At 66.5% G+C, this 23310-nt stretch carries 34 protein-coding genes; 15 read left to right on the top strand and 19 right to left on the bottom strand.

Features of this window, described 5'->3' with window-relative positions; genetic code table 11:
* Nucleotides 1-35: 35 nt before the first annotated feature.
* From ACFVAJ_RS17170 to ACFVAJ_RS17160, 3 genes are read right to left on the bottom strand one after another with little or no spacing between them, the layout of a single operon-like run.
* A complete protein-coding gene (locus ACFVAJ_RS17170) occupies nucleotides 36-602 on the bottom strand; it encodes a hypothetical protein (RefSeq protein ID WP_376946194.1) in 567 nt (188 codons plus the stop codon).
* Nucleotides 602-1831, bottom strand: coding sequence for a hypothetical protein (locus ACFVAJ_RS17165; protein ID WP_376946192.1), 1230 nt, complete (start codon nucleotides 1829-1831; stop codon nucleotides 602-604). The genes ACFVAJ_RS17170 and ACFVAJ_RS17165 overlap by 1 nt, the downstream gene beginning before the upstream one ends.
* Nucleotides 1828-3093 carry a sensor histidine kinase gene (locus ACFVAJ_RS17160; RefSeq protein WP_376946190.1) on the bottom strand — a complete coding sequence of 422 codons (1266 nt, stop codon included), beginning with the start codon at nucleotides 3091-3093 and terminating at the stop codon, nucleotides 1828-1830. The genes ACFVAJ_RS17165 and ACFVAJ_RS17160 overlap by 4 nt, the downstream gene beginning before the upstream one ends.
* A gap of 138 nt (nucleotides 3094-3231) precedes the next feature.
* On the opposite strand from ACFVAJ_RS17160, the gene ACFVAJ_RS17155 reads away from it, so the two are divergent.
* A complete protein-coding gene (locus ACFVAJ_RS17155) occupies nucleotides 3232-3762 on the top strand; it encodes a hypothetical protein (RefSeq protein WP_376946188.1) in 531 nt (176 codons plus the stop codon).
* 72 nt (nucleotides 3763-3834) lie between these two features.
* On the opposite strand, the gene ACFVAJ_RS17150 is transcribed toward ACFVAJ_RS17155, so the two are convergent.
* The 7 genes from ACFVAJ_RS17150 to ACFVAJ_RS17120 all read right to left on the bottom strand — a co-directional run bounded on the left by ACFVAJ_RS17150 (nucleotide 3835) and on the right by ACFVAJ_RS17120 (nucleotide 6759).
* On the bottom strand, nucleotides 3835-4239 hold the full coding sequence (locus ACFVAJ_RS17150) for a hypothetical protein (RefSeq protein ID WP_376946186.1): 405 nt from the start codon (nucleotides 4237-4239) through the stop codon (nucleotides 3835-3837).
* Nucleotides 4239-4448 (bottom strand): hypothetical protein, encoded by a 210-nt coding sequence (locus tag ACFVAJ_RS17145; RefSeq protein WP_376946184.1) that lies wholly within the window; start codon nucleotides 4446-4448, stop codon nucleotides 4239-4241. The genes ACFVAJ_RS17150 and ACFVAJ_RS17145 overlap by 1 nt, the downstream gene beginning before the upstream one ends.
* Before the next feature lie 63 nt (nucleotides 4449-4511).
* Nucleotides 4512-4709: a hypothetical protein gene (locus tag ACFVAJ_RS17140; RefSeq protein WP_376946182.1), complete on the bottom strand. Its 198-nt coding sequence runs from the start codon at nucleotides 4707-4709 to the stop codon at nucleotides 4512-4514.
* 52 nt (nucleotides 4710-4761) lie between these two features.
* Nucleotides 4762-5079: a hypothetical protein gene (locus ACFVAJ_RS17135; RefSeq protein WP_376946180.1), complete on the bottom strand. Its 318-nt coding sequence runs from the start codon at nucleotides 5077-5079 to the stop codon at nucleotides 4762-4764.
* 51 nt (nucleotides 5080-5130) lie between these two features.
* Nucleotides 5131-5454: a hypothetical protein gene (locus tag ACFVAJ_RS17130; protein ID WP_376946178.1), complete on the bottom strand. Its 324-nt coding sequence runs from the start codon at nucleotides 5452-5454 to the stop codon at nucleotides 5131-5133.
* Between the two features lie 102 nt (nucleotides 5455-5556).
* Nucleotides 5557-6498, bottom strand: coding sequence for a hypothetical protein (locus ACFVAJ_RS17125; protein WP_376946176.1), 942 nt, complete (start codon nucleotides 6496-6498; stop codon nucleotides 5557-5559).
* 18 nt (nucleotides 6499-6516) lie between these two features.
* Complete coding sequence (locus ACFVAJ_RS17120) at nucleotides 6517-6759, bottom strand: hypothetical protein (RefSeq protein ID WP_376946174.1); 243 nt, start codon at nucleotides 6757-6759, stop codon at nucleotides 6517-6519.
* Between the two features lie 148 nt (nucleotides 6760-6907).
* On the opposite strand from ACFVAJ_RS17120, the gene ACFVAJ_RS17115 reads away from it, so the two are divergent.
* From ACFVAJ_RS17115 to ACFVAJ_RS17105, 3 genes are all read left to right on the top strand, one after another.
* A complete protein-coding gene (locus ACFVAJ_RS17115) occupies nucleotides 6908-7447 on the top strand; it encodes a hypothetical protein (protein WP_376946172.1) in 540 nt (179 codons plus the stop codon).
* A gap of 60 nt (nucleotides 7448-7507) precedes the next feature.
* Nucleotides 7508-8116, top strand: a complete 609-nt coding sequence (locus tag ACFVAJ_RS17110) for a hypothetical protein (RefSeq protein ID WP_376946170.1) — start codon at nucleotides 7508-7510, stop codon at nucleotides 8114-8116.
* Between the two features lie 90 nt (nucleotides 8117-8206).
* A complete protein-coding gene (locus ACFVAJ_RS17105; protein WP_376946168.1) occupies nucleotides 8207-8626 on the top strand; it encodes a hypothetical protein in 420 nt (139 codons plus the stop codon).
* A 65-nt stretch (nucleotides 8627-8691) separates the two neighbouring features.
* Here the strand turns inward: ACFVAJ_RS17105 and ACFVAJ_RS17100 are convergent, their stop codons facing one another.
* From ACFVAJ_RS17100 to ACFVAJ_RS17070, 7 genes are all read right to left on the bottom strand, one after another.
* The gene (locus tag ACFVAJ_RS17100; RefSeq protein ID WP_376946166.1) at nucleotides 8692-9108 is read right to left on the bottom strand and encodes a hypothetical protein; all 417 of its coding nucleotides are present in this window, start codon (nucleotides 9106-9108) and stop codon (nucleotides 8692-8694) included.
* A 102-nt stretch (nucleotides 9109-9210) separates the two neighbouring features.
* Nucleotides 9211-9705 (bottom strand): hypothetical protein, encoded by a 495-nt coding sequence (locus ACFVAJ_RS17095; protein ID WP_376946164.1) that lies wholly within the window; start codon nucleotides 9703-9705, stop codon nucleotides 9211-9213.
* Complete coding sequence (locus ACFVAJ_RS17090; RefSeq protein WP_376946162.1) at nucleotides 9696-9917, bottom strand: hypothetical protein; 222 nt, start codon at nucleotides 9915-9917, stop codon at nucleotides 9696-9698. The genes ACFVAJ_RS17095 and ACFVAJ_RS17090 overlap by 10 nt, the downstream gene beginning before the upstream one ends.
* Nucleotides 9914-10339, bottom strand: a complete 426-nt coding sequence (locus tag ACFVAJ_RS17085; RefSeq protein WP_376946160.1) for a hypothetical protein — start codon at nucleotides 10337-10339, stop codon at nucleotides 9914-9916. The genes ACFVAJ_RS17090 and ACFVAJ_RS17085 overlap by 4 nt, the downstream gene beginning before the upstream one ends.
* Nucleotides 10336-10821 (bottom strand): hypothetical protein, encoded by a 486-nt coding sequence (locus tag ACFVAJ_RS17080; RefSeq protein WP_376946159.1) that lies wholly within the window; start codon nucleotides 10819-10821, stop codon nucleotides 10336-10338. Before ACFVAJ_RS17080 ends, ACFVAJ_RS17085 begins: the two co-directional genes overlap by 4 nt.
* 38 nt (nucleotides 10822-10859) lie before the next feature.
* Complete coding sequence (locus ACFVAJ_RS17075; RefSeq protein WP_376946157.1) at nucleotides 10860-11276, bottom strand: hypothetical protein; 417 nt, start codon at nucleotides 11274-11276, stop codon at nucleotides 10860-10862.
* Nucleotides 11273-11701, bottom strand: coding sequence for a hypothetical protein (locus ACFVAJ_RS17070; protein WP_376946155.1), 429 nt, complete (start codon nucleotides 11699-11701; stop codon nucleotides 11273-11275). Before ACFVAJ_RS17070 ends, ACFVAJ_RS17075 begins: the two co-directional genes overlap by 4 nt.
* 1640 nt (nucleotides 11702-13341) lie before the next feature.
* Between ACFVAJ_RS17070 and ACFVAJ_RS17065 the strand changes: the two genes are divergently transcribed.
* Together ACFVAJ_RS17065 and ACFVAJ_RS17060 are read left to right on the top strand one after the other, a co-directional pair.
* Complete coding sequence (locus ACFVAJ_RS17065) at nucleotides 13342-15687, top strand: type IV secretory system conjugative DNA transfer family protein (protein ID WP_376946153.1); 2346 nt, start codon at nucleotides 13342-13344, stop codon at nucleotides 15685-15687.
* On the top strand, nucleotides 15684-17171 hold the full coding sequence (locus ACFVAJ_RS17060) for a hypothetical protein (RefSeq protein WP_376946151.1): 1488 nt from the start codon (nucleotides 15684-15686) through the stop codon (nucleotides 17169-17171). Before ACFVAJ_RS17065 ends, ACFVAJ_RS17060 begins: the two co-directional genes overlap by 4 nt.
* A 73-nt stretch (nucleotides 17172-17244) precedes the next feature.
* Here the strand turns inward: ACFVAJ_RS17060 and ACFVAJ_RS17055 are convergent, their stop codons facing one another.
* Nucleotides 17245-17523 carry a hypothetical protein gene (locus ACFVAJ_RS17055; protein ID WP_376946149.1) on the bottom strand — a complete coding sequence of 93 codons (279 nt, stop codon included), beginning with the start codon at nucleotides 17521-17523 and terminating at the stop codon, nucleotides 17245-17247.
* Between the two features lie 180 nt (nucleotides 17524-17703).
* On the opposite strand from ACFVAJ_RS17055, the gene ACFVAJ_RS17050 reads away from it, so the two are divergent.
* From ACFVAJ_RS17050 to ACFVAJ_RS17030, 5 genes are all read left to right on the top strand, one after another.
* The gene (locus tag ACFVAJ_RS17050) at nucleotides 17704-18309 is read left to right on the top strand and encodes a hypothetical protein (protein WP_376946147.1); all 606 of its coding nucleotides are present in this window, start codon (nucleotides 17704-17706) and stop codon (nucleotides 18307-18309) included.
* Nucleotides 18306-18629 (top strand): cyclic-phosphate processing receiver domain-containing protein, encoded by a 324-nt coding sequence (locus tag ACFVAJ_RS17045; protein ID WP_376946145.1) that lies wholly within the window; start codon nucleotides 18306-18308, stop codon nucleotides 18627-18629. The genes ACFVAJ_RS17050 and ACFVAJ_RS17045 overlap by 4 nt, the downstream gene beginning before the upstream one ends.
* 60 nt (nucleotides 18630-18689) lie before the next feature.
* Nucleotides 18690-19004: a hypothetical protein gene (locus tag ACFVAJ_RS17040; RefSeq protein ID WP_376946143.1), complete on the top strand. Its 315-nt coding sequence runs from the start codon at nucleotides 18690-18692 to the stop codon at nucleotides 19002-19004.
* 78 nt (nucleotides 19005-19082) lie between these two features.
* Nucleotides 19083-19820 (top strand): hypothetical protein, encoded by a 738-nt coding sequence (locus ACFVAJ_RS17035; protein ID WP_376946141.1) that lies wholly within the window; start codon nucleotides 19083-19085, stop codon nucleotides 19818-19820.
* Nucleotides 19821-19849: 29 nt separating this feature from the next.
* Nucleotides 19850-20482: a hypothetical protein gene (locus ACFVAJ_RS17030; RefSeq protein WP_376946139.1), complete on the top strand. Its 633-nt coding sequence runs from the start codon at nucleotides 19850-19852 to the stop codon at nucleotides 20480-20482.
* 4 nt (nucleotides 20483-20486) lie between these two features.
* Here the strand turns inward: ACFVAJ_RS17030 and ACFVAJ_RS17025 are convergent, their stop codons facing one another.
* A complete protein-coding gene (locus ACFVAJ_RS17025; RefSeq protein ID WP_376946137.1) occupies nucleotides 20487-20897 on the bottom strand; it encodes an ABC transporter ATP-binding protein in 411 nt (136 codons plus the stop codon).
* Nucleotides 20898-21176: 279 nt separating this feature from the next.
* On the opposite strand from ACFVAJ_RS17025, the gene ACFVAJ_RS17020 reads away from it, so the two are divergent.
* From ACFVAJ_RS17020 to ACFVAJ_RS17005, 4 genes are read left to right on the top strand one after another with little or no spacing between them, the layout of a single operon-like run.
* The gene (locus ACFVAJ_RS17020; RefSeq protein ID WP_376946135.1) at nucleotides 21177-21431 is read left to right on the top strand and encodes a hypothetical protein; all 255 of its coding nucleotides are present in this window, start codon (nucleotides 21177-21179) and stop codon (nucleotides 21429-21431) included.
* A 38-nt stretch (nucleotides 21432-21469) separates the two neighbouring features.
* Nucleotides 21470-22099: a TIGR00645 family protein gene (locus tag ACFVAJ_RS17015; RefSeq protein WP_376946133.1), complete on the top strand. Its 630-nt coding sequence runs from the start codon at nucleotides 21470-21472 to the stop codon at nucleotides 22097-22099.
* Complete coding sequence (locus tag ACFVAJ_RS17010) at nucleotides 22096-22779, top strand: TIGR00645 family protein (protein WP_376946131.1); 684 nt, start codon at nucleotides 22096-22098, stop codon at nucleotides 22777-22779. The genes ACFVAJ_RS17015 and ACFVAJ_RS17010 overlap by 4 nt, the downstream gene beginning before the upstream one ends.
* Entirely contained in the window at nucleotides 22776-23306 is a 531-nt protein-coding gene (locus ACFVAJ_RS17005; RefSeq protein WP_376946129.1) for a hypothetical protein, read from the top strand. Before ACFVAJ_RS17010 ends, ACFVAJ_RS17005 begins: the two co-directional genes overlap by 4 nt.
* Nucleotides 23307-23310: the final 4 nt, after the last annotated feature.

The following is a 23310-nucleotide window of genomic DNA, read 5'->3' as shown; positions in this document are numbered from 1 at the left end:
TTCGGGGGCCGAACAGGACTACTTCGACTCGGTCGTCACCATGGGATCGTGCATACGTCGGAGGTTCGCAGGTCGCACTGCGGGTCGGCGTTGAACCAGGCGACCGCGAACAGGATCAGGAACGCGACCACCAGCATGAAGATGACGAACCATTCCGGTTCCTGCACGGACGGCGGCGCTGGCGGCCCGATGAGGAACCCGAGCACGGGCAGGATCGCCATGGTCGCCAGTGCCACGATCACGAACTGCAAGGTGTTGTCCGGGTCGTCCACATCGGTGTGCACCCATCCTGCAAGGAGGATCAACGCCACGAACGGCGGGTACGTCACCTTCCATCCGACCACCGAGAACGGCCGGTAGCCGAGCGCGGTGAACCCCCAGAACCCGACAGCTTGGATGGCGACGACGACAGCGAACTTCCCGACCAGGCTCACCCATCCGGCCATCCCGAACACCGCCACCATCGCCGCAACGGCACCGATGATCGCAGGGATCAACGCCGGGTGCGTGCTCGTCTTCCGGGCTTTCGGGTCACGGGGCCGGGTGAGGGTGTCGGCGACGGATCCGAGCCCGGTCGTGCGGGTGTCAGCGCGGGATCCCATCAGGCTCGGCTCTTCTCGGTGTGTGCTCGATCGGCGAGGTTACGGCGCGTTCGGCGGTTGCGGTCAACGACATGGCTGCTATCGGGGGCCGGCGGCCGAGTGGAGATCGACAAGGCGAACCCGTCGTTGCCGGCCTGGGAGGTGATCCGTCCGACCCGGTGAAGCGAATCCCAGACGGTCGCATCGATGTCCCTGATCTGGACTCCGGAGACGTTGATCCCGACAGTCGCTTCCCGGTGTCCGCTCTTCGTGACGACGACGTGGATCTTGAACACGCCTTGCGCTTGCCGGTCATGTGAGGCGAGCAGCCACATTCCGACGAGGAGCCCGTCTCGCTGATCGGGACCGAGGAGGCCTGCGTCTGCTTCGTCGTCATGGACGATGACGTGCCGGCTCAGGTATTCGGACTGGTCAACGGCGAGCTTCAACCAGGTCTCACTGCGGTCGTCGAGGAGGCGGGCTCGGAGCGCGGTCGCGAGGGTCGCCGCTCGATCGGACGTGGCGGGGTCCAGGTCGGTCCCCCAGGCGACACGCTCGAGGAGACTTTCCGCTGCTTGGTCGAGCCGTGCGATCTCATCGGAGTCTTCGGGGCCGATGAGTTCGTTGCCGGCTCGGGCGGTGGTCCGCGCCTGTGACAGCGCGAGCTCGTTGTTGACGATGCTTCGGAACCCCTGCACAGCGACCACGGTCATCACCAACGGGAACACGGTAATCCCGACGGCGCCCACCTTCGAGGTGGCGAGGAGGTCGGCGTGGTTGTACGGGATGAGCATCGCAGCGAACTCCCCTGCGGCAATGATCGAGGCGAGGATCAGCGGTGCGGTGATGCCGCGCTGCGCGGCGACGACCATCAGCATCGCCCCGGCTGCTGGTGCGGCGGTCAGGTACACCGAATGGTCGAGGAGCCCCCAGGTTGCCCGTATGTCGAGCAGCGCCGTTGTGAGGGTGCCGGCGATCACGATGACGAACACCCAGTCCGGCAGTCGGCCGTCCACGCGAACTGCGGTGATCGCGACCGCGCTGAACGTCACCCAGAACGTCATCCAGGCGGGCCAGCCGCCGGCCCCTTCCGGGTATCGGCTGCTTGTCGAGGCCGCAACGATGAAGAGCCCGGACACGATGATGGTCGCTGCGAGCAGCGCACCGGCGGCAACCCGTCGGCCTCCTTGGGCGGCTTGGACGACATCCCTGATGCGACGCTGTATGAGGCTTGGCGGTTGTTCGATCATCGTGGCACTTCCAACATGATGGTGGTGCCGGCTCCCGGTGAGGAGAACACCCGCACTCGGCCGCCGACGCTTTCCAGCCGTCCGACGATGGATTCGGCGAAGCCGAGCTTCCCGGCCTTCACGTTGCTCTGGTCGAACCCGGAGCCTTGGTCGGTGACCATTGCCCGGATGGTGCCGTCGTCGCTTGAGACGGTCACATCTGCTTGGTCCACCCCGGAGTGCCGGCGCACGTTCTCGAGGCACTCGCCGACGGCGCCGACGAGCGCGTCGATTCGTTCCTTCGGTGCGACGAGCTTCCCTTCGCCGTGCCAGTTGACGGACAGCCCGAGCCCGGCGAACCGGTGCCTGACGGATTCGAACGTCACCCCGAGTTCGAACTCGTCAGGCACCGGTTTCAGGAACGGGGTGGGGTCGTGTTCCGCGACGCCGGTGAGGCGGAGGTTCTTCAGCATCCGCGAGTCAACGTCCGCTTGCCGGCGGAGGCTGTCCGGGTCCACACCTCGGCCGCCGTGGGCGACGAGGCTGAGGGTTGCGAGGACGGTGTCGTGAAGGAGCCGTGCTTCCTGTCGTTTCCGGGTCGCGATCACGGACGCAGCATGTTCGGCGTCGTAGGCGGCGTCCACTTCGGCGAGCCGGATTTCGGTCTTGTTCACCGCGAGGACGATCTGCGCGCCGACGAGGGTCGCTGTCGCCCACCCGATCGTGCACGCCATGACGAGGAACAAGCTGGCTCCACCGACGATGACTGCGAATCCGACAGCGACGAGGCTGATGGTCATGCATCCGAAGATCGCTGCGACGCCGCGGCGACTCGCCATCAACGAGATCGCGATGGATGGGGCGGTGACGGTGGCGCCGACGGTGATGCCGAGCTCACGGTTCGAACCGATCGGTGTGGTAGAGGCGATCACGCTCGCGGCGGCGATGAGCACCGTCATGGTCACGGCAATCGGGATGGAGTCGAACCGTACAAACAGGACGGCGGCCGCGAGGGCGAACGAGATGAGCACGAGGGCTGCGAGGACGGCGATGAACGACAGGTGCGTCGATGCGAGGAAGGCTGCGGCCATCGCGACCGTCCCGGCTGAGACGGCGATGATGACGAGCCGGCCGAGCAGCAGCCCTTGCTGCCGCCTGAGCCGGTCTGCGGTCGGTGTTGCCGGTTCTGTCTGTGCGGCGGCTTCCGCTGTGACGAGAGCCACTGAATCCCCAATACCCACGTCGTGCTTCCCAGGTGAGCGCGAATCGTCCGTGGGGATCATAGGTCGATGATTCGGGGATCGAAAATCGGGTTCTACTGGTGAATTCGGTTTCTGCGGCGTAGCACGTAGCGGAGGTGGAAGCAGCCACTTGTTCGGCGGAGTTGCCGACACTGCGTGCCGCCTCCGTGAGGAGAGATCATGACGGATCTGACGCTTTCGGAGACCACCCGGCTCGTGCGGGCTGCAGCGTCGCTGCTCCCCCGGTGCGAGGTTCAGGGCGGGGCTGCCGGTTCTGAGCTCGAGGCGGCGTTGTTCGCTGATGTCGCCCGGTGGGGCGATGACGCGAGCCGCCGCGATCGCAGCGAAGCCAGGTCTTCAGCGCTCACGTTCGTCCGGCTCGCGGCGGTGTTCCTCGGCGGGGTGCGCCCGCGACGGTCTGACCGGTCTGTCGTGTGGTGGACGTTGGAGTTCCCGTTCGGCGGCCGCGGCCCGGTGGAGGCGCACCTGGTGTGCGCACGCGAGCTCACGAACGGCGGGCCCGAGTTCCTGTCCTACATCGGGGTGCCGGCAACGGACGGTGACACCGATGTGGAGCTCGCGGTCAAGGCGCTCCTGTCCGACTACACGACCCGGTACCAGCAGCACCAGACGCTGCGGCTCATCGCCGTGGAGCAGGGCATGTCACTGGAATCCGCCCGTCAGGTGATCGACGAGACGATCGACGGTTGAACAGCGAAGGCCTGGACGGTGATCGTCCAGGCCTTCGGCTCGTTCATCTGCCGGCGGTTTTCTCGCTGGGCTTCACAGTTCACCGTCGAATCCGCTGCGGCGGGCGTTGTGCACGCAGCTTGAGCAGAACCGAAGCTTTTCGGTGAGGTCTTCCGGGTCGTTGAGCTCTCCGCAGTATCCGCACTTCTCCTTCGACCCGCACTCTTCGCAGGTCATCATCGCGGACTCGTATGGAAGCTCTTCGCCGCAACCTTCCAGGCACTCTCGGGTGCTCTGGCTCGGGTCGCCGAGGTCGATCTGGGCGGTGAGCCCGGTCGCGTTCTCCTTCGTCCGGTAGATGAGCTTGCCAAGCCCACCGTTCAACGCCATCAGCTCCAACAGCTGGACGGCGGCGAGGACGGCGCCCTCATGGGACGGCACGAACCCGCCCTCATCGAGGTCAGGGAAGACATCGAGCGTGACGGTGAACTCCGCCATCAGTCCTCCTCCTCATCCTCGGCGTCGAGGTGAGCGGCGAGATTCACACGGCCTTCGAAGATGATCGCGGCATCCGGGTGGGTGGACTCGTAGACCTTGATCCAAGCACCGCCGGTCTCCCAGTCGATATCGGTCACACTGACGAGGTCGTTCCCTTCGACCTGTAGCGTCATTGCGCTTGATCCCGGCCAGTCGGTGGTGACTTCCATGTCCCTATCGAGCTTCATCCGTTTCGTCTCCTTCTTCTCGAAGACTTCATGCGCGGAACCCGGTCAGACGAGCCTGTCGATCCGGTACTCACCGGTGTGCTCGTCAGCGACCGGGGTGGGCTCGCCGAGCTCCTTGTCGGACGTGATGGTGCGGTGCATGGATGCTCCCCATTCGTTCGCTTCGGCTCGGAGCGCTTCGGCGTAGTCGTCTGGGGTGACGTCGTCGGGAAGTTCGAGGGTGAGGGTGATTCGCAGCGACATGCTGGTCCTTTCGTCGCTGGCGACATGCGCGGGTCAGGCTGCCAGGCCAGATCTAGTCGGCGAGAGCTTTGGCGGCCATCCTTCGAAAGAACTCGTCGTCCACCTTCACGGCTTCGCCTCGGGCGGCTTCGTCATCGAGGTCTTCGAGGTCGAGGATGCTGTCTGGGCTGTACCAAACCTCGGTGCCTTCCGGTGAGACCTGCAGCAGCGTGCGTGCTTCCGACTCGATGATCGTCCAGTAGTTGAGTCTGACCGCGGTGTGCTCGGCCTCTGGTTTCGGGGAGATGTACCGGGCGATCGAGTGCGCGAGCTTGATGGATCTGACGCCGTCGCGGGTGGAGACGAGCGCGAAGACGACATCGACGGCCATCGGGTTCCCTTCGGTCGGTTCTTGGTTGCTGGAGGCGAAGTCGGCTCCGGGTTAGCCGGCTTCGGCCCGAAGCTTCAGTGCCTCGAAGAACTCGTCGTCCACTTGAACCGCCATGTCATCCGCGATTGCGTCGTCGAGGGCTTCCAGGTCTTGGACGTGGTCGTGGGTGTACCAGAGCTCGGCTCCATCGGGGAGGGTCTCCCGCAGCGCTCGCGCCTCCGCCTCGATCATGTCCGCGTACCCGAGACGGCCGGTGGTGACCCAGACCTTCGGGTCCAACGGGAGATAGCCGGCGTTCGAACTGATGAGCTTGACGGAGCGCTCACTGGTGCTCGGGCGAACTGAGACGACAGCGAAGCTGGCTTCAAGGCCCATGCGTTGGGTCCTTCCTGAGTGATATCGGCGCGGGGGTTGGGATGATTCCGGTGCGATCATGCGCGGTCGCTGGATCCTGCAGCCGGCGATCGGATCCGCCGTTCAGATCTTGACGAGGTCCGTCGCCGCTTTCGGGTACGGCGTTCGTTCCATCGCGATCGTCGTGCGTCGCCGTTCGGCGGGCCCGCCGACAGCCCAGGCGTAGCGGAAGTTGCCGGGGTGCCGAAGTCGGGTGGCGCCGATCTGGTCGAGCGCTTCGGCGAGCCAGGTCTTCGGGTTCTCGCCGGCGCGGCGGGCTCGGGCGCCGAGCGAGATGAGTTTCTTCTCTCCGCCGTCGGCGCCGCGGTCGCCGGTGCGGATCTTCGACAGGGTGCGTTCGGAGAGGACGAGGCCTGCGCGGGGGACGTATCGGAGGGTTCGCGGTGTGGAGCGTCCGCACGCGTACCCGTTGCTGGCTTGGTAGATCAGCCCGACGTGCCCTGGGAGCACGCGCTCTGCTTCCTCGACGATGCCGCCTCGTTCGTCGGTGCGGATGACGGTGCGGTGCCTCGGCATGGGGTCGGCGAATGCGACGACGCCGCGGATGCCGGCTTCGCGGGCGTGTTCGAAGACGCGGGCGAGGAACCAGGACTCGGCGTTTGCCGGGGCCGCGTCGGCGAGGACGAACCGGCCGAGCTCGATCGACTGCTGCATCGGTTCGAGGGTCGGGAAGACGTTCTCGAGGACCGCCGCGGACATGGGGATCGAGAGGACAGCGACACCGACGAGAGCGCGGCCGCCGACCTCGACGGCTGAGGGTCCGGCGATCGCCGGGTCATCGGTGGTGAGCCCGTAGCAGAGCTTCGCAGCAGGGAACGACCCCGAGTAGTGATGCTGGACCGTGTACGCGCGGGCGATCGTCTCGTGGAGAGGTGCCGCAGCGAACCGGTGCTGGTCGAACCCGCCTTCCGACGGATGCTTGAACGAGTGCTTCCCGTCCGTCCACCGCTGGCAGTGCTCGGAAACTGCGCCGGCGGCCGGATGGGCGAGGAGGGTGTTCGTCATGCGGGAGCCATGCGCGGGTCAGGGACGGCGGATCAGGTGCTTGAGCGTTGCCGATGTGTCGTATGACGCCTGAACACCGTCGTTCTCGTAGCGGACTCGAACGTCGCCGGTGTCACCCTCGACCGGAGTCACGGACAGGACGACCATGCCGTCGCACTCGAAGATGTCACCCGGCTGGAGGTCCTTCCCGGCAACCTTGAGGAGTCGGTGCTGATGCCAGCTTCTGTCGTGCCGGCCGTCGTCATGTGTCGGCTCTGTCATGGGCCGAACATGCGCGGGGTATGCAGTTCGGCAGCCATGCAGTTGACGTCGGTCAGGTAGTCAGGACGCTTGACTACGTGACGGTAGTCGGACCTATCCTGTGGGAGGCCGGGCCATCCGAGCCTAGACATCGAACGGACGGTGAGGCATGACGGAGACCGATGAGCCGGACTTCCCGTTGCTCACCCCCGACGAACACAAGAAGCTCCGGAAGATCCGCAAGAAGGCGAAGGCTGCCCTTGAGGCTGAGGGAAAGAAGCTCACCCGGCGAGCTCGAGCCCTGATCCTCACCTGCTCGGCCGTGCTGCTCGGTGCGCTCGTCATGGTCTTCGTTGGCTTCGCAGGCCGTGACAACCCGAGCCACATCCCAGACATCACAGTCGCTTCGCTCGTGATCATGGCCGTAGCGTTCCTCATCTTGGTCATCGGCCCCGTGGTCATTCTGGGCTCCAAGGACGAGAGATTGGTACAGCGCCAGACCGACGCGTACCTCGAGAGCATCGGCTACTCCACCCGGTCTCCACGAAGCTCCGATTCAGACAGCCTCGACAGCCGCACCCAGAGACAGCGTGATCACGCCTGGTACGGCGAGAACAACCGTGACCTGGATTGGCGCGATCGCCAGCAAGCTCAGTCTTGGGGTATGGGACCTGACGAGTATCGGAGCAACTGGCTCGAGCAGGATTGACCTTCCTCCCGGTCGAGAGCAAGCCGCGCATGTTGGCTTCCCCGACCGGAAGGAGCCTTGTTGGCCCAGCTGAAGCAAACCCCGCCGCGTGACCGGCTGACGAACGCGATCGCTTCGATCGAGCGTGTCATCGAGGCGGAGGTCCCGGAGGATGTTGATCAGGCGCTCCTCTCCTGGTCGAGCCAGTCGTCGGCGGATGCGTTCGCGGCGTCCATGTTCATCCGCCTGACGGACGCCACCGTGCTGCGGGCGCTGCTCACTGTGCTCCGGTCCGCGGTGGAAGACTTCGACGCTGCGGTGGAGATGGTCGAGCAGCAGATTGCTGGTAGCGGCAACACCGATGCTGGCGATGTCGAACGCCTCACCGCTTGGCACGTCCGCCACGAGCTCCGTCTCGCAGACGCTATCTCCGGCGAGCTTCCCACCCTCGTCGTGAAGCGCGAGTCCGGGCCGTCCCCGTACGAGCGGATCTTCGAGCTCGAGCAGGATGTCGCTTCGTACGACTTGACGATCACCGCGCAGGGGAAGCTGCTCACCGGTGTCGTGAACGCGGTTCGCGGCGAGCCGGGACCGCTCCGATCCCACTCGCATCACGACGCCGTCGAGCTTGTCACTGCTGTCGTCGAGGAACGCGACCGTCTGGCCGCCGAGCGCACGACGATCACGTGAGCATCCCTCCGACAGGCCTCGGCTGACCTCATCCACGCGATCTCCGCGCATGGATGTCACCCACATCCCAACCGCAAGGAGCACCTCCCTTTGACCGACACCACCCCCGCTGACGACAGCACCGAGAACCAGGCTTCCGAGAAGGCCGGCAACCCCAGCCTGGGCGCCGCGATCGCTGAGGAGGCAGGCCGTCTCGCGTCAGAGATCGCCGCCGCCGGCAAGCGTCTCTCCCCGAAGATCGCCGAGGAGTTCGAACGGGTCGCTGCGAAGCTGAACCCGGACGGGAAGACCGGCGGCGACGAGAAGCCGGACGCGGACAGCGGCACCGAGTTCCTCGGGTTCGCGATCGACGCGCTCCGCACGATCGACAACGACCTCGACGACGAGAACGGCGTGTACGCGTCCATCTCAGCTGTACCCGGCACCGACAACCAGCTGCGGCTCGTGATGACCGACGCCGCCGACGGCACCGAAGAGGCGTACCTCGTCACGGTCACCCCGGCCGGCTGACGCTGAAGACGACGAACGCCCTGCAGGTGATTGCCGGCAGGGCGTTCGTTGTTCACAGTCGGTGATCAGTCAGCGGAGGCCGGCGCCACTCTAGCCACCCCGTACGTGATCGCCTCGGGCGAGGTCAGCCACTGCTCGTAACTGGGGATCGCGAACTCGGTTGCACGGTCGAACTCGCGGCTGAGCTTGCTCAGTCCAGCAGCCGTGAGCGCTTCGATCGCGGCGTCGACTTCGTCGTTTCGGGCTGCGGCCCGGCGGTTCTGCAGTTCCCTCCACGCGACGAACTGGTCGTAGCGTGCGCGGTTCTCGTAGAGCTGCCCGATCCTGGCGATCGCCGCCTCGCGGGTCTCGAAGAACCCGAGGTCGAGGGGCGGCCCGCCCTCCTCGTCGAACGAACCACCGAACTCGGTCTTGGTGATCAGCCAGACACCACCGTCGGTGCCTTCTTCATCGATGTCGAAGTTTTCGTGCGGGGCCTGCATTAGGGGTCTTCCCTCCGGGTCATTGGTCGATTCGCAGGTTGCATGCGCGGGGAACGCCCCTCTTCGGACTCTGACGGTCGGGGGCGCTGAGACGGTCGCGGGTCAGGCGTCGAACGACAGGTGGATCCCGCCGCCGGCGATCCCGGTTGCGGCGCGGACTTCGGGAACCTCGGTTGCTGCGAGGACCAGGAGACGAAGCGCGGACGTGTCCTCGTCGGTGATGACGAGTTCGAGGCCTTGGTCGTTCGGGATCCCGTACCAGGCGGCTGGGGTCCGGCCGTCCATCAGCTTGGCGTGCTCCTGGCATCCAGCGTCGAGCATCTCGCGGATGACGAGATGGAGGGTCTCATCGATGGCACCGCCGAGCTCGTGTGCGCGGTCATCGACGATTCCTTCGTGGTCGATGTCCGAGAGGTTCTCGAACACTGCGTCGGCGATGTCGTTGTTGATGGTGAACCCGTCACCGTTCTCAAGCTCCTGGGTTCGTTCGATCGAGATGGTGTACCCGAGGGTGGAGAATTCTCTGCTCAAGAGGTGGCCTTCCTGTTGATGGTTTCTGCTTCTGCAGATTCCATGCGCGGAGGCGCTCAGACCCACCCGGCGCCGGAGACGTGGACAGGTACTTCGCCGTCGCGGACGTTAATCTCGCTGCCGTCGAGCTTCGTCGCTTTCCACCAGATGCCGGGCCGGCCGATGTTCGGTGCACGCCGGGTGACGCCTGCGATCGCGCCGTTCGGAAGCGCGACGGTCATGCCAGGGCTGAGCGGCGGGCGGACAGGCTTTCCGTTCGCGCCGGTGGTCGCCTTCATCGGACGCTCCCGGCGAGGCTCCCGAGCTTCGCGGCCGGCAGCTCGACCACGACGTACTCGATGACGCCAGGGTTGTCCCTCAGGAACTCCTCGTACGTCGGGACCATCCTCTTCGCTCGCTGCTGGATCGACGTGTGCTTCGGCTCGAGCCCCGCAGCGGCCAGCGCAGCCTTGACGACTTCCGCCTCAGCCTTCTGCTCTTCTGCGACGGCGTTCCAGGCCTCTGCTCGAGCGACCTCTGCTTGCCATTCGGCCCGGTTCTCGTCGAGTTCGGCGATCCCGGCTTCCGCGTCTTCTCGGGTGGCGAAGAACCCGATTTCGAGCATCGGCTCGGCGGGGTCATCGTCGTGCCGGTTGCCGCGGCCGCCGTAGGTGCGGCCGATGAGGAACATCCCGGTGGCGGGCTTCGTGGGTGCGTTCATGCGAGCACCGTCCGGACCTGAGTGACCAGCTCCTCCGCGGCAGTCGCGCGCCTCTGCCACCCGGCCATCTTCTCGGCGTACTCGAGTACCTCGTTGTTCAGGCGGATCACCGCCTGTGTCGGGGTCTCGGTAGGGTCGGACCATTCGACGATGACGGGGCGCCGCTGCCAGCTCGGGCCCGACCAGTCCGCCGCTTCGATGTACTCGGGGGTCTGCATCCACTCCTCCTCGGTCAGGACGGTGGGACGCTGCGCACGGTCGCGCTCGATGGCGGCGACGAGCAGTTCGTCCAGTTCGGCCGCGCTGATGCGGGCGGTGTCGTCGGACTCCCAGCGGATGCTGTCACCGAGATCCTGAGCGATTTCCAGTGGGGTCATATTCTGGGGCTCGGCGCCCGCGGTGGCGGCCTGCTCCGAGACCTGGGTGGTCGGGTTGGTGTTGCTGCTCATCGGAATTCCTCCTGCTTTCGTCAGAAGGTTCATGCGCGGACCGGCGCCGGTTCGATCCGACGCCGCTCCGGTCATCGAGCAGGAGCGGATGGGACGGCGATGACCGCCTTCACTTCGATGACGAAATACTCGACGGAGCCTGGACGGTCGAGCCATTCGTCGTACGTCAGCACCTTCTGAAGCTCTCGTCGCGTGGGCGCGAAGGCGGGTCGCTGAGTGATGCCGGCCTTGCGGTACGCGTCTTCCCGTGCGTCCGCTTCGGCGTTACCCTCGGACACCACGGCGTTGATTCGTTCGGTGCGCTCGACGTGCTTCTGCCAGTCCGCGAGCCGTGTGTCCTGCTGCGCGGCGGCGGCCTCCGCTTCCTCGTGGGAGCGGAAGAACCCAAGCTCGAAGCAGGGCTGGCCGATTTCATCGGGCTCGCGGAACGCTCGGCCCAGGTCGTTCTTGCAGACGAGGAACACCCCGGTCTCGGTGGCGCCGCTCAACGGTCGTTTCCGTCCACAGTCAGTTTGCCGATGCTCCGAAGCTGGCGGACACCGTGCACCAGAGGCAGGTCGGATGCCAGCCACAACTCGAAGGTGGGAACCGCGAACAGCGCACGTTCCTCCTGGAAGATCCCGGCCGGGTCGCTGCCAGCAGCGATGAGTGCGTCGCGGGCGGCGACGATCCTCTCGTTCGTCTCCTCGATCTTCTGGTTCCGCTCGGCGATGAGGTGACATTCGATCCTGTACCGGATCGGCTTTCGGTCGAGGTCTTCCGCCATCGTTCGGGCTGCCTCCTCCGACGGGAAGTAGCCGTACTCGAGCGCCGGCTCCCCGTCGAGGTCGGGGTTCGCATCGCCTTCCGGGAACGCGATGCGCGTGATGATGAAGACGCCGTCGTCGTCGACGTTTGCGTATGGCTCGTTCATAGGTCTCCTCCTGCAGGGTCTGGTCGTGAAGACCATGCGCGGCCCTCGCCGCAGCCTCGTCGGGCGCTAGCCCAACCCGACTCCCCCGAGCCGCGGCAGCGGCGAGCCGGCGATCGCCGCCCGGCCCCCGGCCTCTCCTGACGAGGGCCTCTCTTAACGAGGAAGAAGCTGGTCACCTCTCAGAGACGAAGGGGCGGGCTCGGCCTCGTTCCTCGGCCTCGCCCTTCGCTGCGCATGTCCGGTCGCTGGTCTGTTCGTGTGTCGATGCGCCCGTCGTGACTGTCCCAGCCGTGCGCGCGGGGCGTGCGCGCGGCTGGGTTGCTCGCCCTCGTTCCTCGGGCTCGCGCGTTCGCCTGTTCGTGTGTCTTCTTGTTTGTCTTCTCGTGGCTCGGCTTCGTCCCTCAGCCTCGCCCTCTTCTCGTTTGTCGGGGCGGTGGTCGGTGCGTTGGTCGTGCGGGTTCCGGTTCGCGTGTCGGTGCGTCTGTCGACTTGAGCTCGGTCGCTGCGCTCCCTCGGTCTCACTTCGTTCGACGGAACACACTGCGTGTGTTGGCCTGCCGGCGGCGGGCTTCGCCGTGGTTGGGTTTGCTCGGCTTCGTTCCTCAGCCTCGTGTGGTGGTCGGGGCGTGTGGCTGGGCGGTTGCCGTCTCGGCTGCGTTGCTCGTTCCGTTCGTCGGGGCGGGGAACGGTCCGGCCGTTCACCGGTTCGGCAGTCGGGGCGTTTGTCGTCACGAACCTCCGGTTCGACGGTCGGGGCGGAGGTCGGGGCGTCTGTCGTACCGGTCACTGTCGTGTGTGCCTGCCGGCGGCGGCTTCGCGTCAAGACTCGAGGGGGTCGGGTCCCGGCCGGTTCGAGGAACGGAACGGTCGTCGGGGCGAACAACGAACCGGTCCCGGATCGAACGTCGGGGCGGAGCACGAACCGGACAACCAGACGACGCCCAGATCCGATGGCGGCCGCACCATGAAGAGCCGCCGGCAGGCATCGGCTCCGAAGGAGACGATCCGTGAGCGACAACGGAGCGAACCAGACCAGGACACGAAGTGGCATGGGCTGCCCCGCAGGAAGCCGACCACGACGGCGACCATGCGACGTAAGCCTGCACACGGCAGGCGCACCCACCCCGCCCAGGAACTGGGAGAGCAGCCCCGGTAGAAACGGGGAAGCGAACCGGGAACGACAAAGGCGCGCCAGCGCCAGCGAAGAGGACGGCGCCCGAACCGAAGGGAGGGACGGGAGACGAAGTCGACCGGGGGCAACGACCAGAGCGAGAGTCGGGGTGGCTGTCGGCGCGGGAGGTGGCGCGGCGGGGCGCGCGAGGGTCGTTGTGGGCGTTTCTCGGGGCGTCTGTGTGCGGCGGTTCGGGGTGGTCGGGGCGCCGAGTATCGCGGGCGTGTTTCGGCGGTTCGCGGGCGCGGTGAATGGTGCGGTGCAGGGCTCCTGAAGGTGGTGCCGTTCGTGCCGGTCTTCGAGGTGGTCGCGATGCCGTTTCGGTCGCGGCATGCGGTGTCGTTTCGGTGACCGGACCGGGGTCCGCCCTGGTGCACGGATCGCCGCATGTCTTCGGGTCATGATCAAACACGATTCCCCGCTTCGTGTGTACAAGCTCAGCCGTTCCGGAAGCTTCGACCCGAACCCGATGACGTTCATCCAAACCGCCGGCGTTTTCGCGTCCACGGTGGTGCCCGGAACGACGCTGCTCACGACCCGCGATGAGAACGGTCTGGCGCACTTCCTGATCGTCCCGGCGACGCACTCGTCGGGGAAGTCCGCGATGCATCTGGCGGCCGCGGTTGCCGCGCGCGCAGAGGAGGTCGACGAGGTGCCGGCGTTGGCGGATGCGGCGCAGGTTGCGTGGCTCACAACGGAGGGAACTCCGTCGCTGGTTTCGCGCGACACGCAGCAGGGCGCGGACCCCGCCGCGGTGTCCCGTGCGCTGTCGATCGCGATGCGTCCAGGGCAGTGGGTTGCGGCGACGCTCCGACGTCCTTCCGCGAAGGAGCGGAAGTGGCAGTTGGCGTGGCTCGCCTCGCAGCTCGGAACCGCGAACCCGCAGTACCATTCGCGACGCTCGGACGCGCTCGTCGCGACGTTCTACGCGGGCGCGGAAACGGTCGCGGAAGCGTCGACGCTGCTGCGCGAAGTGGGCGCTGCGATGCCCGGGTTCGACATCGGCACGGACGTGGATTCGTCGTCCCGTTCCGCTGACGCGAAGCCGTGGGTGAAGGTCGCTGCAGGGGCTGCGGTTCTCGGCGGCGCGCTCGCGTTCGGCGGGGCCGATCTGGTGCAGCTGCCCGTCGCGGTTCAGGCGTGCCTGTTCGGTGTCGCGGCGGTGTCCGCGGTCGCCGCCGGCGGGCTGAAGTCCGGGCACATCCCCGGGAAGCATTCACGGTTCCGTCGAGGCCTCGACGCGGGCGTCCTTCCGGCGCCGGCAGGGCTCTCGTTCGCTCCGCAGAAAGCGCGGAAGGAATCCGAGGACAAGGAGGGGAACAAGATCCCCGCACGCGACCCCGGGTACGGGTTCCCGCACTCCGCGTTCCTCGTCGGGCAGGAGATCCCCGTGTCGATCGTCGCACCTCACGCCGGGTCGGTGTCCGGTGAGCAGTCCACCGCGGTGCGCGCGGCGCCGCCGGTGATGAACCAGATCATCGGGCCCCGCATCGGAGTGTCCGCGGACAACTGGGTGGCGCTCAGCGCGAAGGACATGTGGCAGGGAGTGCTGTTCCTCGGCGTCCCCGGCTCCGGGAAGTCGCAGGCGCTTCGGAGCGTGTGGACGTGGATGTGCATGGAGCGGGCGAACCCGTCCGGCCGTGACGGGTTCCCCGGGAACCGGAACGTCCTCATCGCGCTCGAGACGAAAGGTCAGGGCGCGGACGCGTACCGCCGGCAAGCCGAAGCGGTCGGCGACGTCGTCGGTGTGTGCGACCTGTCGGACTCGCAGACCCCGGCGATCGACATGTTCCCCCGCCTTGGCTCCCTCGAGCACCAGGCGCGCACGATCACGAACGCGATGAAGTACGTCTGGGGTGAGACGAGCATCGGGTCGCACTCGTTCAACATGCTCACCCGTGTGTTCTGCGGCGCGCTCGTCGTCACCCCGGCGATCGTCGCGAACGCACCAGGGGTTCGGGTGAACGCGTCCCCGTTCTACTACGCGAACATCCTCCTCGGCGGGTTCGGTGACGAGCTTGCCGTCGCCCTCGCCACCGCGATCAAGTCGGAAGCTTCCCGGGTCGCCGCCACCGAAGACGACGACCTCGGGTTCGCATGGCTGCAGCTGTCGGTGCTGTTCGGCGCCGGCGTCACTCCCGCGAACCGGAAGTCCGCGACCGAGGCTCCTCGGAACAAGGCTGCAGCGCTCCTCACCGCCGAGCAGTGGTGGGCGCGGCCGTCGAAGATCACCTGGGACGACATCCTCGAGCACGGCTGGGCGGTCATCGTGAACGTCGGCTCCTCCAAGGGCGGCGAGCTCGTCGACAAGCAGCTGAAGGACGACATGAGCGCGATGCTCATGTACTCGCTGTACGACGCGATCCAGCGGATCTGCATGGACTGGGCCGAGCAGGGCCGGCACGTGTCGATCTTCTCCGACGAGCTCACCGAGATCGCCGGTTCCAGCTCCGAGATCGTCGAGTGGATCAAGGACAAGGGCCGCTCGTACGGCACTGTCCCGGTGTTCGCGACGCAGCGCGCCACCCAGCTGAACCAGCAGGTGCGTGAGTCGGTCCTCGGGTTCGGGACGATGCTCGCCTATTCGCAGGACGCCCCGGCGGTCGTGTCGCAGATCGTTGCCGACCTCACTGCCGACGGGTCACGGTGGGAGTCCGCGGACGTCGCGAACCTCCCCCGGTATGAAGCGATCGTCCGCACTCGGGTGAACGGGGCGCGGCAGCCGGCGTTCACGATGAAGCTCGCCGACTTCGAGTCCGACATGTCCGGGTACCAGCGCGTTCAATCCGTCGCCGAGGCGGAGGTGCCGGCATGAGACGCGAAGAGCTCGGCGTGTGGGCGGACTTCGTCGACGAGGACGACGAGATCCCAGAGCCGGCCGTCACCGACTACCTTGCACCGGTCGTCACCGACGACGTGACCCCGGGCGACACTCCCCCGGTCCGGCTCGCCGGCGCCCGGCGCATGCTCGGCGGTGACCGCTGCCACCCGGACGTCACCGGGAACCTCCGGTTCGACCCGTACCACCGTGAACTGTGGACGAGCGGGTCGCAGGCGACCTGGGTGTCCGCGAAGGCCGCCCGCGACCAGCAGGCGATCGGCACCTCGTACATCCCGAAGCACCTCGACGCCGACCAGAAGGACGCCGCCGCCAGGATCATGCACGGCGGCCGGCTGCAGGCGTACCTCGACATCCTCGCCGCGCTCGACCAGTGGCGGGTCGCGACCGGTGAGCAGCTCGCCGCGATCACCGGCATCCCGCAGCTCGCGTCCGGGAAGTCCGCGATGATGCGCGACCTGTTCACCGTCGGCGCCGTCGATGTCGGCGTGTTCCGGAACGCGCTCACCCCGACCAGGCTCACCCCGCGCGCCACCCTGTACCGTCCCGGCACGTCGTCGTTCGTGGAGAAGCACCTCGCGCAGGAGCTGACGTACGCGGAGTGGCTGTCACTGACCGGCGGGCACACCGGGAAGATGGGCGGGCAAGGCCACGACCGGCACGGCGTCCTCACCACCGAGCTTGCCGTCCGCGTCGCAGAGCACACCACGGCGGCCGCGGTCGTCGGGGAACGGTTCTCCCAGGCGAACATGCTCGGGCACACCGGGCTCGGGCTCCCGTCGCAGGACACCGCCCGGTACACGAAGTCCGGCGACATGACCGTCGTCCGGCCTGACGGCGCCCGAATCGTCATCGAGCTCACCGCGACCGTCGGCCGTGCGCTCGAGCGGAAGGTGGAGACGTGGGTGCAGCTGCTCGAGGACCGGCGGATGGACACGTCCGGGCTCGCCGTCATCTTCCTCACCGCCGAGAAGCTCGACGGTGACGCATCCGGGAACGTCCGGAACACGGTGCACCGGATCGTGAAGGACGCGGTCCGCCTCTCCCCCGGAGTGACGTTCGACCGGACAGGATCCAGGATCGGGGTGGCGGACTGGCGTGAATGGTTCCCCGCCGAGCACGTCCGCTCTGACCGGTTCGACGGTCTCACCGTTCACCGGCCCGTCGATGGTGCCTGGCAGGAGGCGTCGTTCCTCTCCGGTGACGACCTGACGTTCAACCCGTCCGGGTCTTGGGCGGTGGACGTCATCGACCAGCTGACGTTCCTCCGCGGCGTCCCGATATGGCTCCGCGACGGCCGCCGCCGGCTCGACCTGTCCGAGGTGCTGCTCCGGGAAGCCGGGTACCCGGACGTGCCGGTCCCGGTCATGCAGCGCCCCGGTGACGGTGAGCAGCGCCCGTTCGGCGGAGCGCACGGCGCGACCGGTGAGGCGTTGCCGCCGAAACGCATGCGCGGATGACCCGGAGAGCCGGCGCAGCAAACCCGGCCCTCACGGACAGGGGTGAGCTGACCAATCCGGGCAGCTCAGTCGTTCACACGTTCAGCTGCAGGTAGAGGTTCATCCGGTCGCCACGCAAGCTCGGCCCGTTCACTTCCCTCCAGCGCCGCACCGTGCCGGCATCAGCGCGGGCTTCCAGGATCGTCCGGACCTGCGCCTCCAACCGATCCCGGTCCCGCCCGCCGACCTTCCGGCCGGTGGCGATGAAGTCCACGAACCACGCGACGTCGAACCAGCGCCTGGTTGGGTCCTCGTCGTTCGCCAGGTACGCGAAATGCTTGTCGATCTGCGCTTCGAGTTTCGAGTCGGTCATGGCCGTTTCATGCGCGGCACGGCAACCGTCCGTCAGCCGAGCCCCGATGCATTCCGACGCCACACAGCGGATGGGCGGCGGAATCCTGGCATGCGGAAACAGCGCCGACTGCTCCCGCGCATGGGTGAGATGAAGAAGGGAAACAGAACATTGCCGTACGAGACGTTGATGGAAACGTTCATGGAGTCACCTACCCTCAGCCAGGACTCCCTCGACCACCTCACCGACTCGGAGAAGGACTTCTGGCGCAGAGCGCCGTCGAAGATCGTCACCGAGCAGGCCGCCGTGAACTTCGACCTCCGCGAGGGGAAGGAGCTCGTCCTCCGCCGACCCCGTCAAGGGGTTCCCACCGTGCATCTGCACTCCTGCCCAACCGTGATCAACACCGTCCACCGGGAAAGCGCGTGGGAGGGCGTCTGGGCTGCACGTCACTCCGGGAAGCCCGGCCCGGCGATGCAGCTTCCCGAGATGCCGACCATGATGTCGGTCGCCGAGGTCGAGAAGCTCGAGTCCTACACGGCTTGCAACCGGTGCTCACCTCCCGTCCAGCAGGTGAAGAAGCGCCGCCAGTTCCCGACCACCCCGACGAAGCTGTCGTCGCTGGCGCCGAAGCACATCGATCGTGAGTTCATGACGCTCGACGGTGAACCGGTCGGGAAGCTGCAGTCGTACACCGTGCACCGCGAAGGCGTCACCCTGTCGTTCCACGGCATCGAGATCGTCGGCGCGTTCACCGATCAGATCATCGTGATGCCGGAGACCGCTGCAGTGAGGATGGCGGCGTGAGGAAGCTCTGGATCGATGACCTTCGCCCGGCACCCGGCGAAGAGTGGGTGATCGCCCGCACGTCCGCAGAAGCGATCGCCGAGCTCGAGCGTGCTGCTGTCGCCGGCATCCGGTTCGACGAGATCGGCTTCGACCACGACCTTGGCAAGCTCGAGGATGGGACGCTCGACGAGTCCAAAGCGGTGATGTACTGGCTCTGCGAGAACGAGGACCAGTGGCCTGCGAAGATCGTGATCCACACCTCGAACCCGGAAGGCCGGAAATGGCTTCGCGGGACCGCCAAGCGGTACGCACCGGAAGGCACGATCGTCATCGGCTGACGCGGGCACGCCCCTGCCGTACGCTGTTCCTGACCTGGATCACGAGAGGAGAGGTCAACCATGAAGTTCTACGACCGCTCCGGCCGTGAGGTCTCCCGCGAGGAAGGGGTCGCCCTGTTCGGGGAGGACCGAGTCGTCGCGCAGGACATGTGCGTGGCCGGGTACGTCTCCACGGTGCACCTGGTCCTCGACCACAACCACTCCGGCGAAGGTGACCCGCTGATCTTCGAGACGATGGTCTTCGACGGTGAAGGTACCGCCGGATGCTGGCGGTACTCCACCGAGGACGCGGCGCGTGAAGAGCACACGAAGGTGTTCAAGGCTCTCCTCGCAGGCGTCGACTTCCGCGCGGAGATGTACTCGCCGATCGCCTGACTTCTGCATGGAGCCGGCCACTCGGATTCGTTCGGCTTGACCTGCCACCGGCCCCAGTCCGCCGCATGTCCAAGGTGCATGAGCCGACAGAGTCCCCGTCGCCGGCCGACCATCATCGGCCCGCTGAACGATGCAGAGATCCGTGCCGCCGCTCCATCACTTCCGTTCGGCGAATCCCCGAGAGCCGCCCGCGAGCTCCGCTGGGATCCGACGTCGAAGTCGAACCTCCTGGTCTGCGGCGCGTCCGGGTCGGGGCGATCGAACGCCGGTGACGTCCTCGCCGCGGCAGCGCGTCTCCAGGGTTCATCCGTCATCGGGATCCGCGCGCAAGGCGCGCCCGACCTCCGGTACTCCGCGTTCGCGAACGGGATGGAAGACGCCGAGCAGCTGATCGTCGAGCTCACCCAGGAGATGCGTCGACGGATGACACAGGTGAAGGACGCCGGCGAACGGACCGCGGAGGCGCTCCCCGAGAAGGACCGCCCACCTCACCTGTTCCTGTTCGTCGACGGGCTCGCGCGCCTCCCGATGCAGACGAAGCTCCCCGCAGCCGACCTGCAAGAAGCGCGCACGGAGTTCTACGACTACCTTCGCCGCACCATCGACCTGCTCTCCCGTGTCGGCGCGCTCCTCCGGATCCATGTCGTCGTCGTCACCGACCGTGCCGTCACCCAGGCGCCCCGGAACGCCGGGGTGCTGCAGCTCCGGAACCCCGGACGCGGCACCTTCCACACTGGGACGAAGACCCCGCAACCGGCAGCCGTGTACCCGGCACCGTCAGCAGCTCAGGTAGGGAAGGCCCTCACAGGGATCTGACCAGGGTGTCGCCGCACACCCAGTTCGTCATGACGAAGACTGATGTTGCCGACCGCACCCGTCACCTCGACGGACGGTTCGCCTCCGAACACCACACCCCAGCCGAGCCGATCGGGAACAGCCTCGAGCTCGACCCGGTCACCGGGAAGGTGCTCGTTCCGACCGTGTTCCAACGCGCTGCGGTGACCCCCGGAGTGCTGGACGACAACGCCGAGTTCGCGTTCAAAAACGGGCACTGCGTCGCGTTCGCGTACGCGGTCGCCCGCCACTTCGGGCTCGGTGGCGTCACCGTGTACTTCCGTGCCGACGACCAGTCGATCATCCATGCGTTCGCGAGCGACGGCCGCCGATTCTTCGACGTCGACGGTGAGGTCGACATCGTCGAGTGGGAGCGGCATCAGTTCGAGTATGACGTGGACGAGTTCGAATTCGACGAGTACGACGACGACAACAACGACGAGGAGGCCGACCCCAACTGGGACGTCGCTGAGCTCGACGACGCAGAAGCGTTCAGCATCAACGACTCCGAATGGTCGAACGGACTGCCGGCGCAGAACTATGCACTGGCAGAGACCATGATGGTCGCGTACGAAGCACGCCTCGAGGAGAACCGCGAGCGGCTCGCGGCACTGAACGACCGCCGGCGGCCCGCGGCCGCGTGACCGGTCAGGCCGGCCAGCGGAGAATCGCCGGCTTCGTCACGACCTTCACGTCATCGCCGACCAGCTCCGGGAACCGGACATCGTCCCCGTACCCGGACGCCTGCGCGCACGCCGCGAGCACCAGCGACGCGAGCGGGTAGTCGAGCCCGGTGATCTCGTCGCCGAGACGGATCGGCACATCCGATGCGAGAGACGATGCGATCCGCAGAACCCGCTGCTGCCCGCCGGAGAGGCCGCCGATGAGGTCGGGGATGGACGCGAAGTCGATCCACGGACGCTCCGGATCCTCGGTGTGAACCCACTCGCGGTGCTCGCCGGCGTACCCGGCGCGGATGAGTAGCTCCGTCGCTGCCGCGGTCGTGGTCATGCCCCGGGCCCAGTCGCGCAGCTTGCCGTCCAGCGTCGTCGTCTCCATGCTCACATTCTGCCTGCCCGCTACGACGTAGTGAGAATTCGGCCTCGCGACCTCCAATACTTACGAGCTATCTGCGCTTTGGGTCGGAAGTATTGGAGGTTCCGGAGCGGGCCTGCGACCAGGCCGAATGCAAGATCGTCAGCCAGACGGCACGGGGCCCGGTCGCCGCGCATGGAGAAGGGACAGGACCAGCAAGGCGAAGGAGACGACGTGGCGAAAATGGTCGGGCGAATCCCGGTGGTGAGCCGCATCTTCCTGTCTTCGATCAGCATCCACCCCATGAAGCAGAACCTCCGCCGATCCACGAAGCGATCAGTGAAGCAGTCGGAAGCAGCCGACGCCGCGTATCAGGTCGACGACGAAACGACGTTCGACCGTCACATCGAGAGCCTCAGCAACGACGGTGACGACGCCTACTCCGACTGCCGCTTCGACGGACAGCACCTCATCGCCGACGACGCATGCCGATTCTGTTCGCTGACCGAAGAGCAGATCGACGCCGTCTACATGATCCCCGTCTACGAGCGAATCTGATCCGGTCCGACAGGCCAGTCGCCGCATGACTTCTCGGAGTGAGTTCCGCACCACCTGAGACCCTGACCCCCATCGGCCGATGGGCGCGCGCCGTCGCCCTCCTCATCTTCGCCAGCCGGTGGCTGCAAGCGCCGCTCTACCTCGGGCTGATCGCCGCTCAGGGCCTCTACGCCGCTGTGTTCGTCAACGAGCTCGTCCACATGGCCGACGAGGTGTTCTCCGACCCGACCGGCGTCGAGGGCAACGTCATCATGCTCGGCGTGCTCGGCCTCATCGACGTCGTCATGGTCGCGAACCTCGTCATCATGGTCGTGATCGGCGGGTACGAGACCTTCGTCTCGAAGATCGACACCGGAGACTCCGACGACCGCCCCGAGTGGCTGTCGCAGGTGAACGCGAACGTCCTGAAGACGAAGCTCGCGATGTCGATCATCGGCATCTCCTCCATCCACCTGCTGAAGACGTTCATCGAAGTCGCCGCCGTCGGATCAGACAACGGGCACGGCGCCGGCGCCTACACCGTCGACGGCGTCCTCTGGCAGACCGTCATCCACGCCGTGTTCATCCTCTCCGCCGTCGGCCTCGCCTGGATCGACCGGTGGGGCGTGAAAGCCGAGTTCGCAGAACGAGAACTCTTCATCGAGGAGAAGGAAGCAGGACTCCGATGACCACCCGCAAGTTCCGTTGGAGCGACTCGATCGCCACCCTCATCTTCACCTCGAGGTGGCTGCAAGCACCCCTCTACCTCGGCCTGATCGTCGCTCAGGTCCTCTACGTCGTCCAGTTCGTCGGCGAACTGTGGCGGCTCGCTGAAGCCGTCCTCTCCGACCCTGCGCACGTCTCCCAGTCCGTCGTCATGCTCGGCGTGCTCGGCCTCATCGACGTCGTCATGATCGCGAACCTCCTCATCATGGTGATCATCGGCGGCTACGAGACGTTCGTCTCCAAGCTCGGACTCGACGGTCAGCGCGACAAGCCGGAATGGCTCTCGCACGTCAACTCGAACGTCCTGAAGACGAAGCTCGCAATGTCGATCATCGGCATCTCCTCCATCCATCTGCTGAAGACGTTCATCGAGATCGCCGACCTCGGCGACCCTGCCGGCAGCGCCGCGAAGAACTACACCGTCGACGGTGTGTTCTGGCAGGTCACCATCCACTGCCTGTTCATCCTCTCCGCGCTCGGCCTCGCGTGGATCGACTGGTGGCACAACCAGGACTCGATCCGCGACCGGAAGCTCCGCATCCGCGAAGCGAAGTTCGGCATCGTCCATGAGAGCCGCGACCAGGACGCTCTCGACTCGCTCCTTCACCCGGAGCAGCCGGCAGCATCCGGGACGCAGCGATGAAGGCGGCGACCGCCGAGCTCGGCGCGATCGTCGCCGACCCGGAACTGTTCGACGCGCTCCTCGACCGGCCCGGGCCTGACACCGCCGCGCAGGTCGCAGCGAACCGTCAGATCGACGACCGGGTCGCGAGACGGCTCGTCTACCACTCGTTCCCGGCGCGAGTGGAGCTCGCACGTAACCCGGCCGTCAGCGCAGAGATCCTCGAGCGCCTCCTGAAGGACCCGGCGCTGCGCCCGTTCCTCGCGCAGAACACCTCCAGCCCGGACCTTCTCCGGCAGGTGTTCGAAGCAGGGTTCGACGACGAAGTGCTGTTCTGGCTTGCCAGCAACCCGGCAACCCCGTTCGACGTGCTCGAGAAGATCGCCGTCGACCAGAAACCACACCGCCGCGTCATGCTCGCCTGCCAAGTCCGCGGAGCCCACGCCGAACAGGTCCTCGAGATCCTCCGCCGCGACCGGTCCAAGGCGGTACGAGCGGAAACACTCGTCGCAGCATCGCGGCCGCGCATGAACACTCCGAACCTCTGACCCT

It is taken from the genome of Agromyces sp. NPDC057679 (assembly GCF_042799635.1).
Lineage (GTDB): Bacteria > Actinomycetota > Actinomycetes > Actinomycetales > Microbacteriaceae > Agromyces.
The sequence above is the reverse complement of the archived record's forward strand: the minus strand, read 5'-3'. Positions and strand labels throughout refer to the sequence as shown.

Excerpts from the sequence above, each read along its gene's own strand:
- ACFVAJ_RS17050 (WP_376946147.1), top strand. The coding sequence starts at position 17,704 with ATGGAGTCACCTACCCTCAGCCAGGACTCCCTCGACCACCTCACCGAC.
- ACFVAJ_RS17165 (WP_376946192.1), bottom strand. The coding sequence starts at position 1,831 with ATGATCGAACAACCGCCAAGCCTCATACAGCGTCGCATCAGGGATGTC.
- ACFVAJ_RS17010 (WP_376946131.1), top strand. The coding sequence starts at position 22,096 with ATGACCACCCGCAAGTTCCGTTGGAGCGACTCGATCGCCACCCTCATC.
- ACFVAJ_RS17005 (WP_376946129.1), top strand. The coding sequence starts at position 22,776 with ATGAAGGCGGCGACCGCCGAGCTCGGCGCGATCGTCGCCGACCCGGAA.
- ACFVAJ_RS17155 (WP_376946188.1), top strand. The coding sequence starts at position 3,232 with ATGACGGATCTGACGCTTTCGGAGACCACCCGGCTCGTGCGGGCTGCA.
- ACFVAJ_RS17120 (WP_376946174.1), bottom strand. The coding sequence starts at position 6,759 with ATGACAGAGCCGACACATGACGACGGCCGGCACGACAGAAGCTGGCAT.
- ACFVAJ_RS17065 (WP_376946153.1), top strand. The coding sequence starts at position 13,342 with ATGACGTTCATCCAAACCGCCGGCGTTTTCGCGTCCACGGTGGTGCCC.
- ACFVAJ_RS17170 (WP_376946194.1), bottom strand. The coding sequence starts at position 602 with ATGGGATCCCGCGCTGACACCCGCACGACCGGGCTCGGATCCGTCGCC.
- ACFVAJ_RS17125 (WP_376946176.1), bottom strand. The coding sequence starts at position 6,498 with ATGACGAACACCCTCCTCGCCCATCCGGCCGCCGGCGCAGTTTCCGAG.
- ACFVAJ_RS17150 (WP_376946186.1), bottom strand. The coding sequence starts at position 4,239 with ATGGCGGAGTTCACCGTCACGCTCGATGTCTTCCCTGACCTCGATGAG.
- ACFVAJ_RS17115 (WP_376946172.1), top strand. The coding sequence starts at position 6,908 with ATGACGGAGACCGATGAGCCGGACTTCCCGTTGCTCACCCCCGACGAA.
- ACFVAJ_RS17035 (WP_376946141.1), top strand. The coding sequence starts at position 19,083 with ATGAGCCGACAGAGTCCCCGTCGCCGGCCGACCATCATCGGCCCGCTG.
- ACFVAJ_RS17145 (WP_376946184.1), bottom strand. The coding sequence starts at position 4,448 with ATGGAAGTCACCACCGACTGGCCGGGATCAAGCGCAATGACGCTACAG.
- ACFVAJ_RS17130 (WP_376946178.1), bottom strand. The coding sequence starts at position 5,454 with ATGGGCCTTGAAGCCAGCTTCGCTGTCGTCTCAGTTCGCCCGAGCACC.
- ACFVAJ_RS17140 (WP_376946182.1), bottom strand. The coding sequence starts at position 4,709 with ATGTCGCTGCGAATCACCCTCACCCTCGAACTTCCCGACGACGTCACC.
- ACFVAJ_RS17135 (WP_376946180.1), bottom strand. The coding sequence starts at position 5,079 with ATGGCCGTCGATGTCGTCTTCGCGCTCGTCTCCACCCGCGACGGCGTC.
- ACFVAJ_RS17030 (WP_376946139.1), top strand. The coding sequence starts at position 19,850 with ATGACGAAGACTGATGTTGCCGACCGCACCCGTCACCTCGACGGACGG.
- ACFVAJ_RS17060 (WP_376946151.1), top strand. The coding sequence starts at position 15,684 with ATGAGACGCGAAGAGCTCGGCGTGTGGGCGGACTTCGTCGACGAGGAC.
- ACFVAJ_RS17020 (WP_376946135.1), top strand. The coding sequence starts at position 21,177 with ATGAAGCAGAACCTCCGCCGATCCACGAAGCGATCAGTGAAGCAGTCG.
- ACFVAJ_RS17070 (WP_376946155.1), bottom strand. The coding sequence starts at position 11,701 with ATGAACGAGCCATACGCAAACGTCGACGACGACGGCGTCTTCATCATC.
- ACFVAJ_RS17040 (WP_376946143.1), top strand. The coding sequence starts at position 18,690 with ATGAAGTTCTACGACCGCTCCGGCCGTGAGGTCTCCCGCGAGGAAGGG.
- ACFVAJ_RS17025 (WP_376946137.1), bottom strand. The coding sequence starts at position 20,897 with ATGGAGACGACGACGCTGGACGGCAAGCTGCGCGACTGGGCCCGGGGC.
- ACFVAJ_RS17085 (WP_376946160.1), bottom strand. The coding sequence starts at position 10,339 with ATGAACGCACCCACGAAGCCCGCCACCGGGATGTTCCTCATCGGCCGC.
- ACFVAJ_RS17160 (WP_376946190.1), bottom strand. The coding sequence starts at position 3,093 with ATGATCCCCACGGACGATTCGCGCTCACCTGGGAAGCACGACGTGGGT.
- ACFVAJ_RS17100 (WP_376946166.1), bottom strand. The coding sequence starts at position 9,108 with ATGCAGGCCCCGCACGAAAACTTCGACATCGATGAAGAAGGCACCGAC.
- ACFVAJ_RS17055 (WP_376946149.1), bottom strand. The coding sequence starts at position 17,523 with ATGACCGACTCGAAACTCGAAGCGCAGATCGACAAGCATTTCGCGTAC.
- ACFVAJ_RS17090 (WP_376946162.1), bottom strand. The coding sequence starts at position 9,917 with ATGAAGGCGACCACCGGCGCGAACGGAAAGCCTGTCCGCCCGCCGCTC.
- ACFVAJ_RS17080 (WP_376946159.1), bottom strand. The coding sequence starts at position 10,821 with ATGAACCTTCTGACGAAAGCAGGAGGAATTCCGATGAGCAGCAACACC.